We start from the raw sequence: 15,039 nt of genomic DNA, 5'->3' as shown, positions 1-15,039 counted from the left end.
GCGGTGAGCACGCCGTTGGCCTGGCGCAGGCGGACGCGCTGGCCGAAGGCGTCATATTGACTGCGCTCGACGCCACCATCGGCATGCTTCTCTTCGATGAGGTTGCCCGCCGCGTCATAACGACGGCTGCTGACGTTGCCATTCGCATCGATCGCGCCGACCTGCCTGCCGAGCGCATCATAGCTGTAGAACAGGTTCGTACCGTCGGCTTAGGTGACTTGCGTTACCTCGTTGCTGGCGTTGTAGCGGTAGCGGGTAACGAGTGCGCCATTGCGGGCATCGGACATCGTCTGCACATTGCCCCAGCGGTCGGTGGTGATGTTCACCAGGGGACGCAGTCCGTCGGCGCTGGCTTGGGGTTTGGTGGTGATGACGCTGGTGCCGCTGGTGGAGGTCACGCTTGCTGGCAGCGCGACGGGCGCCACCGACATCGGCTGTGTCGCCACCTTGGCGGCAGTACTGGCCTGCAACTGTTTTTGTGCGAGATCGGCTTGCTCCTGCTGCTGCAGTGCGGCCAGGCTGTTGGCGACCTTTTCGCTGAGCAGCGTTGCGCTGGCAACGTTGTCCAGCGTGGCAGTGCCCGGTTGGGCAAGCTGCGCTGCAAGATCGACGAGGAAGCCGGCGCGGCCGCGCTGCATGACCTCGCCCAGCCGCTGAGCCAGCGGCGTTGTGTCAAGCGTGCGGCCCAGGCTGACCTGGAACAGCCGGCGTACGAAGTCGGCGTCGGTCTGCGTGGCGGGATACTGGCTTTGGCCAAGCGGCGTGTCGAGCAGGGCCTTTGCCAGATCGGCGAGCGTCTGCGTGCCGCTGGCGATGGCGCTGCTCCAGTTGGACAAGCCATCAATGTCCGGTCCGCGATTGGTCACCAGCACGTACAGCCGGATGATTTGCTGGCGCAGCTGCGCGGCCGGGGTGGTGGGCGCGTCCATGCCGGCGCGGATCGCGGCGCTGCCATTGGTGTAGCTGCTCAACAAGGTGCTCAGCGCACCGGCCGGGGTGTTCATCGACACGGCATTGATCATGACGCTGCGCAAGCCGTCCGCTTGCCGGCGCAGCAACGATGCGCGCAATGGCAGGTCGGCGGGCGCCAGGCCTGGGCCGCTCGTGAATTGGTTCAGCAGGTTGAGCAGCAGCTTGCCGCGGGCGACGGGGGCGTCGGCGCTGGCACGGTAGCCGGCCAGAGTGGCGCTCCAGGTCGACAAGGCGGCACCGTCGATAGTTCGGCCGATGACCTGGCCGTAGAGACGGCTGATGAAGTCGCTGTCGGACAGCCAGGCGGGATAGACGCCCTGCCCTTCGGGGCTGTCGAGCAGTTCCTGCGCGATGCGCTGGGTTTCGAGCTCGGGCGAGGCGCTGGCGGATACGCGCGCGAGCTGGGTCATCAGGCCGACAGTGTCTGATGCGCGATTGAGCGCGCCGAGGTAGGCCAGCGTCAGGCTCGCTGCCTGCTGGCTGGCCGGCGTGGGCTGGGCGCCGCCTGTGCCGGCCGCATTGAGGCTAAGTTGGCTGGCAAGGTCGTTGAAGGCGCCCGGCGCGGTGGCCGCTTGTGCCAGCGCGGTCAGGCCCTGCGTGACGCGCGCGTTCTGCAGCGCCTGCGCGGTGAGCGTCGGCATCTCGGCACCGCGATAGCCGGCAAGCACGCTGGCCAATTGCATCGCGACCTGTGCCGGTTGCTGCCAGGCGTACTGGTTGCTCCAGCGACTGATGGTGTCGGCATCGCCCGCGTTGTTCAGGGAGGCGGCGTTCAGCTGGCCGAGGAAGGCGGACGTGGAGTACGCGCCTGCAAACCGCTGCTGGCCTGCCGGGCTGTCGATCAGGGTGCCAGCCAGCGAAGCGACGGAATAATACTGGCCGCTTTGCAGCTTGAGTACCGCGTCGGTGAGTTCGGCCAGGCTGGGCGCGCGTGCGAGCAGCAGCGAATAGACCTGCACGATTAGCAGCTGCTGGCTGGCCGACGGGCTGAGGAAAACTGCGCCATTGACGCTGGCAACCTGTCCGTTGGTGGCAGCGCTGCTGGCATTGAGCAGGCCGGCGAGGATGGCGGCGGGATCGAAAGTGGGAGCGGCGGCATCGCGCAGCTGCCCGAGCGCGCCGGAGAGCTTGCGCAGCAGCGCCGCGCGGCTGCTCATGTCGGCCGTCGATGGCAGACCGAAGGTGGCAGTGTCCGGGTTGGTCATCAGGCCGCCCACGATGTCGCAGTACACCGCGCCGCGCGACCTGCCTTGTTGCTCGATGGCGCTGGTCCAGCGGCTGGTGGTGGCCGCATCCGCTGTGCGGCCCAGCACCTGCTGGTAGATGCTGGCAATGAACGCGGCGTTGGATTGTCCGGCGGGAAAACGCGCCTGTGCCTCGGCGCTGGCCAGCATGTTGGTCGCCAGCTGCGTCACGTCCTGGCCGGACTGCAGCTGCCATTGCAGGCCGGCGAGGTCCGGGGTGCGGTTGAGGATGGTTAGGTACAGGTTGGTGACCTGCGCGAGCCTGACGACGTTGCCATTTCCGACCAAGGTGCTGATGCCGGCGGCCGCATTGGCGCCGGACACGAACGCCTGCATGGCATTGACCAGGCCGCGTGCGCCGGCGGCTTCGCCATAGGTAAGTCCGCGCGCCGACAGGAAGGTGAACACATAGGGCGAACTGGTGAGCTGGCCCGTGATGGCGAGCATGCCGGCGTCGACGGCATCGACGAAACTGGCGCGCTGGGCCAAGTCGGCCGCCGGCATGTCTGTATTATGCAGCAGCGCTTTCATCATGCCGATGACCGCCTTGCCGCGCGCGGTGGCCGAGGTAGCGGGATTGGCGCGGTCGGCGGCAAGGGACGACATCCAGGTCGACAGCGTCGCGGCGTCGGGACCGCGGCCGAGCAGGTTCTGGTAGACGCGCGTGATGAAGTCGGCATCCGACAAGCCGGTCGGGAAAGATCCGCCCTGGGCTTCGGCGCTGCCGGCAAAGGCTTCCGCTACCGACTCGATGCTCTGGCCGTTCTGCACGCGCTGGTACCACCACGGATAGCCGGTGACATCGGGATCGCGCTTGAGGATCAGGCGGTACAGCCGCGTGAGCTGGACGGCGGTGTTACCCTCCGACTGGCTGGCCGCGGCATTAGACGTGGCTGCGGCGCTGGCGACATTGGCGGACAGCGATACCAGGTTGTCGGCGCTGCCGAGTTCCGCATTGATGCCATTTATGGCACTGACAGCATCGCCGCCCAGCGGGCTGGCCGTGGGTTTGTTGCCCGCAACGAGCGCATCGGCGGCGGACTTGAGCGCGGATTGAACGCCGATGTCCTTGACCTGACGATTGAGATTGACGGCGACGGCGGGGTCATTGCCGCCAAGATCCAGCGCATAGACCATTCCCGCAGCGATGCGGTTGGTCAGCAGCGCCGCATCGCTGCCGCCGGCGGACTGCACCGCGCCCAGGATGTTGCACAGGACCTGCCCGCGCGGCGTCCCGCTGGCGAGCTGCTGCGCCCATGTCATCTGGTCCACGCCGGAAGCCGAGGAGCCGAAGGCGTTGACATACACCTTGGCAACGAAGGCATCGTTGGCAAGGCCGTTCCAGCCCTGTTGCTGCGCCTCTGCGGAATTGAGCATGTTGGCGGCAATGCCGGCCAGGCTCGTCCCGCCGCGCAGGTAGGACGCCTGCAAGAGCAGGCCGTCATGGTCGGGCGCGCGGTTAAGGATGGCGGCGTACAGCGCGGTCGCCTGTGCATACGAGGTTTCCGCCGGCATGGCGCCTGCCGCCTCGCCGGCCGATGAAAGCACCGGCAGCAGCTTGGCCTGGGCGTCGGTGGCGACGGCGGCGTTGCTGATGCCGATCAGCGCGGCGCTGGTGGCGTTGTATAGCGCGCCGGCCTTCGCAGCGAGGGCGGCGGACAAGGAATCCGCGGCGAAGCTGGTGGCTGCGGTCGTGCCGTCCGCGGTGACCCGGGCGAGCATGTCGCGCGCCAGCGTGATGTCTTGTCCGCCGAGGTTCATCGCGAACACGAGGCCGGCATCGATCTTGTTGTTCAGCAGGTTGCGCGAGGCGGTGAGCGTGCCGTCGGTGCCATCGTAGGCAAGGGACTCGCCAATGATGGCAAGCGCGGTCTTGCCGCGCAGGCTGGCGTTGCCGGCCAGCGCGCCGATCCAGCGGCTGGATTCGGCGACGGTCGGCGCGCGGTTGAAAGCGAGGCGATAGACTTGGGCAACGAAATCCGCATCGTTGCGGTTCAAATACAGGGAGGGCGCCTGCGCCTCTCCGCTGAGGTAGAAACCCTGTGCGACGGCGTCGAGGCTGGTGCCTTGCTGTACCGCCTGCACCTGAGCCATCAGGCCGGACAAGTCCGGCGCCCGGTTGAGCAACACCGCGTACATCCCGGCGAGCATCTCGAGGTTGCGTTCGCCCTTCATGCCGGCGACGGCGTTGTCGATTGCGGCGGCATTGGCTTGGGCGGCGACGTAGCCGGCCTGCAATGCGGCAGCCATCTTCGCCACGGCAACCGACGGGTCGGCGTCGGCGGTCACGGCCGCATTGATGGCGGTCGCGGCCGCATCGCTGGCCTTCAAGTCATAGCCATAGGCGAGGCCGACGGCGGTGCGGTTGTTGACCAAGCGCTGCGCGTTGAGCAGCACCGGATCCGTGTCGTTGCTGCGGCTTGTTTGAAGCAGGAGGTCCAGCGCCACGCGGGCGCGTCCGCGGGTGGCAATGCTGGCGGTGCTGGCAAGAATCGCCGCGTCCGGTTCGCGGCCGAGCGCCTGGCGGCTGAAGCGGCCCAGGAAGTCGGCGTCGCCGAGCGAGGGCGGGTAAAGGGTCTTGCCTTCATCCGATCCGAGCAGGCTGGTCGCCACATCGCCCAAGGCGTCATCCAGCGCTTTGGCGGAATCGCTGCCAGTTTGCACGCGGGCCGCAATGCCTTTGGCAAGGTTGTCGGTCCACAAGGCGAGGCCGACGGCGTCCGGCGCGCGGTTGAGCAGGCCGGTATAGAGCAATGCCACCTGGCGGCGGTACAGCGGCTTGCTGGCCAGCACCATGCCGGCGGCCGTATCGCTGGCCGTCACGGCCTTCAACACGTCGCGCGCCTCGGCGGCGTTGTAGCCGCCGGCGCCGAGGGCAAAGTATTCGGCAACCTTCAGCTTGTTGGCGAGCAAGGCGCGGGCCGACGCGCGCTGCCCATCGCTCGAATCGGCGATTTCCGCGAGGATGGCGACGATGCCCGCGCCCCAGCCGCTGCTGGGCCCGCCCAGGCGCGACGCGGCGGCGGTCACGATCGGGTCGCCGGCGGCGAGCGTCAGGCCGAGGGCATTGGCGTAGAGGCGGCGAACGAATTCGGTGGCATTGCCATTGAGGCCGGCCCAGGGAGAAGGCGCGGTTTGCGCCTCCGGACTGTTGAACATGTTTTGCGCCAGCGCGGCCATCGACGTGCCGTTTGCAATCGCGCGCAAGGCGGATTGCAAGCCGGCGGTGTCAGGCGCGCGGTTGAGCAGGGCGACGTAGAGCGACACCAGCTGGTCGCGCTGCTGCGGCTGCGACACCGAAAGCCGGCCCTCCTCGATGGTGGCGAAGGCATCGGTGGCGCCGGACCGGATTTGCAGCGCATAGCTGTAGTCGCCATCGGGAATGCCTGCCATGTCGGCCAGGAGCATGTCGCCCATGTTGGCAACCGCGATGACGCTGGACTGGCCGCTGCCCGATTGGCATGAAAGCTGGTACTGCATCGCCGGGTCGGGCGGCGCGTTCAGGCGCAGTGTGTTGCCGGTATTGCCGACATGGCCGGTGCTGAACAGTTGCACCCACTGGCCGGACACGTCTTTTTTCCAGACCGTCACCTTGGTCATCTGTCCGTATCCGGGAATGACCTGGTTGTTGGTGCCGGTACCGCAGTTCCATGTCAGCGTCGCGCCGTCCTGGGCATCATCGGCCGGCAGGATCTGCGTCACGCTTCCCGCCACCGGGGCAAAGACCGTGCCGGTCGGCGACGTCACCGTACCGGACTGGTAATCCAGCTGGATCTTGACGTCGCCCGAGCCCAGCCCGGCCAGCGAATTCCAACCTAACATCACTTCGTTACTACCTTGCCATGAAGGCGCGCCCGTTCCGCGACCAACGAATTGCGGATTACCCTGCTGGGGCGGCGCGGACAAGGTGAGCTTGCCGCTGCTGAGCTGGGTGGGTGTGTTGAACAGGTTCGCCGCGAATTGCTGCGGCTGGATGCGTGCCGTCACGTGACCGAGGAGATCGTAGCGGGTGTCGTTGCGCACCAAGCCCGCCATGGCGGCGGCCTGCTTCGCGCTGGAGACGCTGGAGCCCAGGTCAGTGTCGATGCTGCGCAGCTCCACGGTCTGGTGCCCCTGCACGTCGAATTGCGCGATCTTGACCACGCCGTCACCGGCATTGGTGCGCCAGGCATGGCCGGCATTGTCGTAGTTGGTGAATTCGGTGAGCTGCCCATCGACGCGCCTTTCGGTGACTTCACCGAAGGCGTTGTAGCCGGTCTGGCTCGACACCGTTCCGTTTGCGCGCACCGCGTCGTGATCGGAGGCGGCGGGGGTGATCGTCTCGACCAGTTGACCGTCAGCGTCGTAGCGATTGACGGTGTAGACCGTTGCGGGATTCAGCCCGTCGGCGTCGCGCACGGTCTGCCATTGCTTGGCGAGGCGGCCCGCCGCGTCATAGGAAAAGTTGACCGCATTGCCTTCGGCGTCGATGCGCTGGCGGGCATTGCCCTGCTTGTCATATGACGCATAGGTGACGCGGTCGTCGCCCGACGGCGACACCGCGCGCCGCAGGTTCGCCGTGGCGATGTCGGCGCCGCCGGCGTAGTCGATGCGTCTGACGAGGTTGCCCAGCGCATCGCGCTGGTATTCCGTCATCGGCGTCGCGGCAGAGAGCAGGTTGATGGCGCCAGGCAAGCCGGCGCAGACCTTGGCATCGAGCCGGCCGCGCGCGGCGAGCGTCGCCGCATCGGTGACGGAAGCGGCGTACAACGCATCGAGCATGCCAGTCACGGCGGCGGTCAATGAAGTGACGACGTGTCCATCCTGGTCAACGTAGCGGCTGATGTCTTGCGCGCCGATTTCGGCCGCCGGGCTGTTCACGTTGCGCATCAGGCGCATCAGCGCCGTCTTCGCATCGATGCCCGCCGGATACAAGGTCTTGCCCTCGTCCGACTGGAAGAGAAAGTCCGCCAGCACCTTGCCCGACCTGTCGGCCTTGAATTGCGTCTGCAGTTCGTCGGCAGTCGGGGCGCGGCCGAGCACCGCAAGATACATCTTGGCGATGTCGATGCGGCGAATCGATGCGGCGGTTTCCAGCGTCATGGCGGTTGCGAGCGCGCCGGCATTGGTGACGCCCTGGCTGGCCTGGTCGAGCGCCAGTGCGGTCTTGTCGTTCAGCACGACCGCGTCGGTATTCATGGCATCGCTCGCCGTGCCGGCAACGGCAACGACGAACTGCCCAGCAGTCTTGCCCTGGGCCAGCCAGATCCGCCACGCGGCCAGGCCATTGAGATCGGGGTCGCGGCCGAGCAGCCGGTTGTAGACCCAGTAGATAAGAGTGTCCTGCGGGTTGTTCTGGAAACCGGGCAGGCCGGCGCGCGCGGCGACGGCTTCCGGGCTGTTCCACACCCGCTGGGCAATCTCTTCCAGGCTGACGCCCGACTGCAGCGCCCCCACCTGGGCGTCCAGTCCGGCCTTGTCCGGCGCGCGGCCGAGGATGGCGATATATAGCTGGGCCGCCTGCGCCCGCTGGCGTTGCAGCGGCGGCATCGCCGTAGCCGTCAGGCGCCCAAGCGCATCGTAGTAGGAATAAGTCACGTTGCCGGCGGCATCGGTGACGCTGGTGACATTGCCTGCGGCATCAAAGCCATAGGTGGTGACGGCATTGGCATTGACCTGCGCTTCGCTGGTCTTGCGGTTGAGCGCATCGTAGCCATAGCGGGTGATGCGATCATCGCCGCCAGCCACCAGCGCCGCAAAGGCGTAACCGCTGACGCCATTGAAGTCGCGATCGGCGAAACTGATCGCAGACGCATATTCGATGCGTTCCTTGAGGTTGCCCCGGCTGTCGTAGGCAAGCGTCGTCAGGTAGCCGCGTGCGGCGGCCTCTCCCGGCTTGCGGTCCACCATGCTGATCTCTGCGATACGCTGGCCCAGCTTGTCGTAGGAATACGCCGTGTCGGCGGACACGGTGAGCGCCGCGCCGCCCGCATTCGCGCCATACACGGACTGGCGAATCAATTCGCCGAAGGCGTTGTAGGTCTTATCGGTGGTACGTGCGGCGGTAAAGCTGGCGTTGCCCAGCGCGCCGGTCGCATCGTAGGCGTCGGCCGTCGGCTCGATCACGCGTACCGCGCGGCCGAGCCTGTCATATTGCGTGCGGATGATGCGGTCGGCCTGGTGGTCCTTGCCATTGAGCAGATCGGACACTTCCTTGACGGTATAGGCGCGGCCGTTGCGCGCGCTGGTATCGACGCCTTTGTCGAAACGCGTCAGCGCGGTCACGTCGCCGAAGCCGTCATAATCATATTTGGTCACGTAGCCAAGGGCATCGATCTCGAAACGAAGCCGGCCGAGCGCATCGACCACGCGGTAGCGGTATTTGCCCGAAGCATCGCGCGCGACGACTGCATTGCCGAGCGCGTCGTAGGTGACGGTGGACACCAGGGTAAAGGTGGTTTCGCTGCGGCTCGCATCGCCGTTCGCGCCATTCGTCGCGACGTTGCCGCCTTCGCTGGCATACACCCTGGCGTTGGGAACGAAGGTGGCGATCTGCCGATTGTCGGGACTGTAGCTCCACTGCGTGACGCGCTCTTCCGGCGTGCCTGCAGCTTCGGTACGGGAAACGACGTTGCCGAAGTTGTCATAGGCGGTGACGGTGCGGACCGCCTGCGTCACGCCGTCGACGGCAACGACGGGCTTGCCGGCGGCATCGCGCAGGAGATTGCCGGCGGCGTCGGTCTGCACGCGGGTAATGGCGAGCTGCGGCGAGGTTTCCACGGTCACGCGACCGCCGGCGTCATGATCGTAAGTCCAGGTGTCGCCATTCTTGTTGGTGAAGCTGGTCTTCGATCCGGCGGCGTCGTAGGTAAAGCTTTCGGTATTGCCCAGCGGGTCGGTGCTTTTCTTGAGCCTGCCTGCCGCGTCATGAATGAAGGTATTGACGCGCTTGCCATCGCCGCCCGCGTCGAGCTGAGGCTTCAGGGCGATTGCAACCTCGGACAGGGTCGCCGTCGGAGCCAGTGCCAACGGACTAACGAACTCGGTAGTGGCGGCAATGCGGCCGAGCGCATCGTAATCGGTGCGGGTGACGTAGCCGTTGGCGTCGATGGCATAGATCACATGGCCTTCGCTGTCGAACAGGCGGCGTTCGACGCGGTCCTGGCCGGCCAACGGCTGCAGCAGTTTCTCGACATCCGCCGGCCTGGCCGTGTCGTTCAATGCGGCAACGTCAAGCCGCCTGGCATAGCGGACGGTGGTGCCGGGATTACCCAAGGCATCGTAGCGGGTCTCGGTGACCGCGCCATCGGCGGCGACCACGAAGCGCGGGCGGCCGGCGGCGTCGGCGACGGTACGGGTCAGGCGCTCGGCGGACGCGAAGCCATCGGACGCTTGCGGGGCGGTGACCCGGCTCGACACCCGGTTGCCGACGCGATCATAGGCATAGGACGTGACGGTGCCGAGCGGATCGGTCACCTTCGTCAGGCGGCCGGCGGCGTCGCGCAGTTCCTCCGTGATCGCATCGCCGTCCGCCGTCCTCGCAACGGCTTGCATCGCGGTGATCGTCGGAAGCGGCTGGCTGGATGCCGCCACGGTACGCAGAGTGGCGGCCAGCACGGTGCGGGTAAGCTTGCCAGGCTTGTATGCTTGCAGCGCCACCGCCCAGTCGATGGTTCCGCCGGACGCGCGCTGGGCCGTGGCGGTAGCGATCAGCCGGTTGGCCTTGTCGTAGGCCATCACGGCATGCTGGTCGCGGTTGTCGTCGGCAGCCGGCTTCGCTAACTGGTAACCGGGCTCTCCAAGGCGTGCCGGATCGAGCGTCACCGGCGTGGCGTAGGCGCGTCGCTCGACGAGGTTGCCGTTGTTGTCGTACTTGAACTCGGTCATGGCACCGGTGCCGTCGACCTGCATCACCATGCGGTTGGCAGAGTCGAAGACCTGGTGGCTGACCTGGTCGTGTGCGGGATCGTAGAACCCGGCCTGCCGGACGACGGCGCGAACATCCTTCGTCGCGGGCAGGGTGGCGGCCGGCAATGCCTTGCTGTAGGAAATGGTGGCGGTGACGTTGCCGTTGCCGTCATAGCGCTGTTCCGTCACGCCTCTCAGGCTATCGACGGTGAACGCCAGCCGGCCATCGCCGTCGTATAGATTGGTAACGACCGCATCGTCGGCGGATTCGGGCAAGGGCGTCGCCAGGCTAAAGTCCGGCGCGGCAGTCTTCGCCACTTTCGTGGCATAGCGGCGGGTTTCGATCAGGTTGCCGGCGGCGTCGCGCATGGACCGGGTCGCGTTGCCCTCGGCATCGATCTCGATGCTTACGTTCTTGCCGGCATCATGGAAGATGCGGGTCACGTTGCCGGCGGCATCGGTGCGGCTCACGAGACGGTCGGCGAGATCGTACTCGTAGCTGGTCGAGTTGCCCGTCGCGTCGGTCTGGCTGCGGCGACGGCCAAGCTTGTCATAGGAGTACGTCGTCACGCGTTCGACCGCGGTTCCGGCCGCCTCCGTCACGCGCATGGTGTTTCCGTCAGCGTCGAGCGCATATTCGGTCTTCAGGTTCAACCCGTCCGGGTCCATGGTGACGGCGACCACCTTGCCGCGGCGGTCATAGGTGGTCTGCTTGACCACGCCATTGGGGTCCGTGATGCGCATCGTGCGCGACTTGCCGTCGTATGCATACGAAGTGGACAGCTTCTCGCCATCCGGATCGACGGTTCGGGTAAGGATCCGATTGAGGGCGTCGTAGGTGAAGGACACATTCACGCCATTGCGGTCGATGCTTTCCAGAAGGCGGCCGGCATTGTCGTACCGGTTCTCTTCCACCGTCGCCAGCGCGTCGTCGCGTGTTTTCCTCAATGCGCCGTCGCGGTTGTATTCGTAGCTGGTGGTCCGGTTCTGGGAATCGAGGATTTTCACCACGTCGCCGACGGCATTGCGCGTGGTGACCATCGTGACGCCTTCCGGCGTGGTCACGGTGACGCGCCGGCCGAAGTCGTCGTAGCTGGTGCTCGTGACCTTGCCCAGCGCATCGGTGTGCTTGAGCTCGCGCCCGAACGCATCCCAGGTCCAGCGCTCCGAGGCGTTATAGCGATCGGTGGTCTGGACCAGCCTGCCAAGCCGGTCGTATTCCCATTGGCGCAGGCCCTTGTCCGGGGACGACTGGCTGATCATGCGGCCGAAGGCATCGTACTCGGCATGGGTGACGCGCTTCAGGCCGCCCGCGTCTTCGGTGACGTCCTTCAGCAGGCCGCGGCGGTCGTAGAGGTAAGTCGTCTCGGTGGTGCGCGTGGCGTCGAGCACGCGCTTGCTGGAAGTGCGCTCGCCGAATGCATCGTAAGCCGAGTGCGTGAGGAAACCTTCCTCATCGGTCAGGTCTTCGACTTCGCCGCGCAGGGTGAAGCTGGTGGACACCTTGCCATCGCTGGCGCTGGCAAGGCCCGAAATGGCGGCGGAAAGCTTGGCATCGGCCAGTCCGCCGCTGAGTGAAGCCAGCGTGTCCTTGCCGAGCGGCGTCGCGACATGCACGGTCTGCGTGACCTGCCCCAGCGCGTTGGTGGTATACGAGGTCACCTGGCCCAGGGCATCGATCACGTGCGCGACGTTGCCGGCGGCGTCATAGTAGAACAGGGTACGATTGCCGGCGGCATCGATGGCGCAGGTCTTGCGTCCGCCGGCATCATAGACGGTGCGCGTGCCATATTTCGCCCAGGCTTCGTCGATCTGCGCCGCCGTGGCATTGCTTGGGAGGCTGCTCAACCAAGCGCTGCCTTCCCCGTTCATCTCGCCTGTGACGCGGCCCAGCTTGTCATAACGAATCGTCGTGGTGCGCAAGTCGCTGGTGTTCCATGCACGGTCGGTGCGCACCAGCTTGCCGATGGCATTGTACTGGTAATGGGTGATGGTGCCGTCGCTGTCGGTCAGCGATGCGAGCTGCCCCAGCTGGTCGTAGTCCCACAACTTGATGTTGGCGCGCCCGATGGAATACGCGGGAATGGCCATCGCGTCCGGGCTGGACTGGGCGAGCAGTGCGGCCACGACGCCGCCCTGAGCATCCATGACGATGGTTTGCGTGCGCCGGTTGTTCTTGAGATCGTAGCTGGTCTTCGTGACATAGCCTTCCGCGTTCACGGAGACAGTTTCCCGTCCCTGGCCGTCATAGAAGGTCCATGCATGGCTGTCCTTGTCGTTGCAATTGGCCGCGTTGCCGCGCCAGGCTTGCAGTGCCGCGGCGCTCATGCCGTGCAGGCTCATGTCCGCCTTGGCATAGGCAATCGTGTGCACCGCGCGGCCCGCGCCGTCGACATCCGTGCACTGGAGGAAACCGTTGCCGTCCACCACGCCGACCTGGCGGCCATCGTTGTCGTAGATGGTGCTGGTACGGCGGTCGTTGGCTGCATCCGGAACCGGCGTCACGGCGGCGTCGCTCGCGAGCGTGGCGGCGCTGATGGCCGCCGTCTTGACGGGGTTGGCATAACGGACGGTAGAGACGAGGCGGGAGGCGCCGTCGTAGGTATTGCGCGTCACGAAGCCGAGTTCGTCGACGGTTACAGCAAGCCTGCCGGCATCGTCATACAGTTTCCAGGTCACCTGGTCCCCGGCGGTAGCGACCGGCCTGATGGCGGACAGGTCGACGTTGGCAGGGTTTCCCTTCGCGTCGACGAGGCTGGCCAGTTTCGCGGCGCTCAGCGCCGTGGCGTAGCGGATAGTGCGCGTGACCTGATCGTTGCCGTCGTACTGCCACTCCGTCAGGTCGCCATTGCCATCGACGGCCGCCACCTGCCGCCCGGCCTGGTCGTAGAGCCAGTATTGCTTGACGCCGCTGCCATCCATCTGGAATCGCAGCCGGCCATCGGCGTCGTACTTGTATTGGGTGGCGCCCAGCGGGCCACCGGCAACCATGGCGTCGATGCTGACGACAGATACCAGCTCGCCCGCGGCATTGCGCACCGACATGGTGGACAAACCGTTGGGCGCAATGACGGTCAGGACATTGCCGCTTGCATCGTGGCGGTAGATCACGGAACGTCCCAGCGCATCGGTGCTGCTGGCCAGGCGCCCGAGCCCGTCATGTGCGTAGCGTGTAATGCCATCATTTCCATCGGCCACCGTCGCGTTGCCGTTTGCCGTCACGGTGCTCAGCAGCAGGCCGGACTGGTCATAGACGTAACTAAGCACGCTCTGGCTGCCATCGGCGATGCCGTTTCCTGCCTTGTCGGTGCTGGCGAAGCTGGTTGCGCTGCCGAGGTTGCCGCGCGCGTCATAGGTAAAGTCGGTGCGGCTGATGCGGGTGTTGTCCGCCGTCGCGGCCCATGCCGCCATGCCGCTTTCGGTCAGTTCCGAATTGTCTGCGGGCAGGCGATTGGCTGCGTAGGCAATGCTCGACGAACGCAGTCCGCGCGCGTTGTAGCGGTTTTCTGTAACACGTCCCTCCGGGGTGACGGTGAAGCGGAGGCGGTTGGCGGCGTCATAGAGGTAGCGCGTGGTTTGCGGCTTGCCATCCGCGCCGGTGACCGTTTCGGCGAGGAGCTGGTTGCGGTCGCCGAAACGCCTGCTGACGACGTTGCCCGCTCCGTCGCGCTGTTCGACCTGGTTGCCGTTGGCGTCGTAGCGGTAGGTGATGCGCTTGTTCCTGCCATCGGTCTGTGCCTGCAGGTGACCGTTCGCATCGTATTCGTAGCTGAGCGTCTGCGCCGGCGTGGCGACGGTTTTCAGCCGCCCCTCTCCGTCATAGCTGACCGTGGTGACCGCACCCAGCGCATCGGTGATGCGTGTCTGGCCGTTGTCATAGGCGAGCGTGGTGACGCGGTTGATGCCGTCGACGACCTGGGTGAATCGGGTCAGCCGGCCGCGCGCATCGTAGTCGTTGAAGCTGATGCTGGTGCCATCGGATTGCGTCACACCGGCCAGCTGCGTGGTAGCGCCGACGTAGGTGTAGGCCGTGACATAGGTCTTGCCATCAGTGACGCTGCCATCATCGGGCGTGAGGTCGACGGTCACGCTGGATAGCCGGTTGGCGCTGTCATAGGCATAACGCGTACGCGTCAGCGTGCTGCGGTCTGCGCGCACGAGCGCCGTTTCCATCAATTGCGTGCCGTTGTATTTCAGGCGCAGCGTTTCGCCGCTGGCGTCCGTTATCTCGGTCAGCAGGTTGCCGGTATAGGCATAGGCGGTGCGGTTGCCGTCGGCGTCGGTGGTCGCGGTGATGCGGCCGGTGCCAGCATTCCAGTCGTAACTTTCACGCGCCTGGGTGGCGCCGTCGGTCAAGGTCCAGGTATTGCCGGCGAAGGCCAGCATGTCGAAGGCGTCCTGACCGTCATGGTTCACATAGCAGTTGCGCTGTGCATCGAAGCTGAAGACGCGGGTGCTGCCGTCGCCGGAGGTGCACGCGATGGTGCTGCCAGCCGTGTTGACGTTGCCGGTGAGCGCGCCCAGCGTCTTGACCACGCTCATTTGCCAGTTGTCGCGATTGTCGTCGGTGCGCTTGCCGAGGCTGTTGTAGGTGCGCAGGAGGTGGGTGTCCAGCCCGGTGGCGGTCAGGACCTCGTCCTCCCGCTGAACCACCAGGTTTCCGGTGGCTGCATTGACGTAGATGGATTCTCCGGCCTGTCCGGTGCTGGCCTTGCCCAGCGCGCCGGCACTGGCGTTTTTCGGCGAGGTGCCCGCAAGGGCAAGGGATGAAGTTTCCAGTCCGAGGCCGTTACCGCCGACGATTGCCACCATAGAGATCTGCTCCTGAATGTTGCATGCCAGGCGCCGGGGGCGGCTGGCTGTAAATGGGTCAGGGGCTTGGTGACGGCGGGTTGGGGATTGGACGAAGAATTAAAGTTCCATTAATTAGTTAATG

General features: G+C 65.9%; 1 protein-coding gene. It reads right to left on the bottom strand.

Annotated features, from left to right (window positions below):
- Positions 1–209: 209 nt before the first annotated feature.
- Complete coding sequence (locus tag G3574_RS18755; RefSeq protein WP_163966560.1) at positions 210–14,915, bottom strand: DUF4214 domain-containing protein; 14,706 nt, start codon at positions 14,913–14,915, stop codon at positions 210–212.
- Positions 14,916–15,039: the final 124 nt, after the last annotated feature.

Source organism: Noviherbaspirillum galbum (assembly GCF_010974945.1).
Taxonomy (GTDB): Bacteria; Pseudomonadota; Gammaproteobacteria; order Burkholderiales; family Burkholderiaceae_D; genus Noviherbaspirillum; species Noviherbaspirillum galbum.
This window is presented reverse-complemented; position numbering and strand designations above follow the sequence as displayed.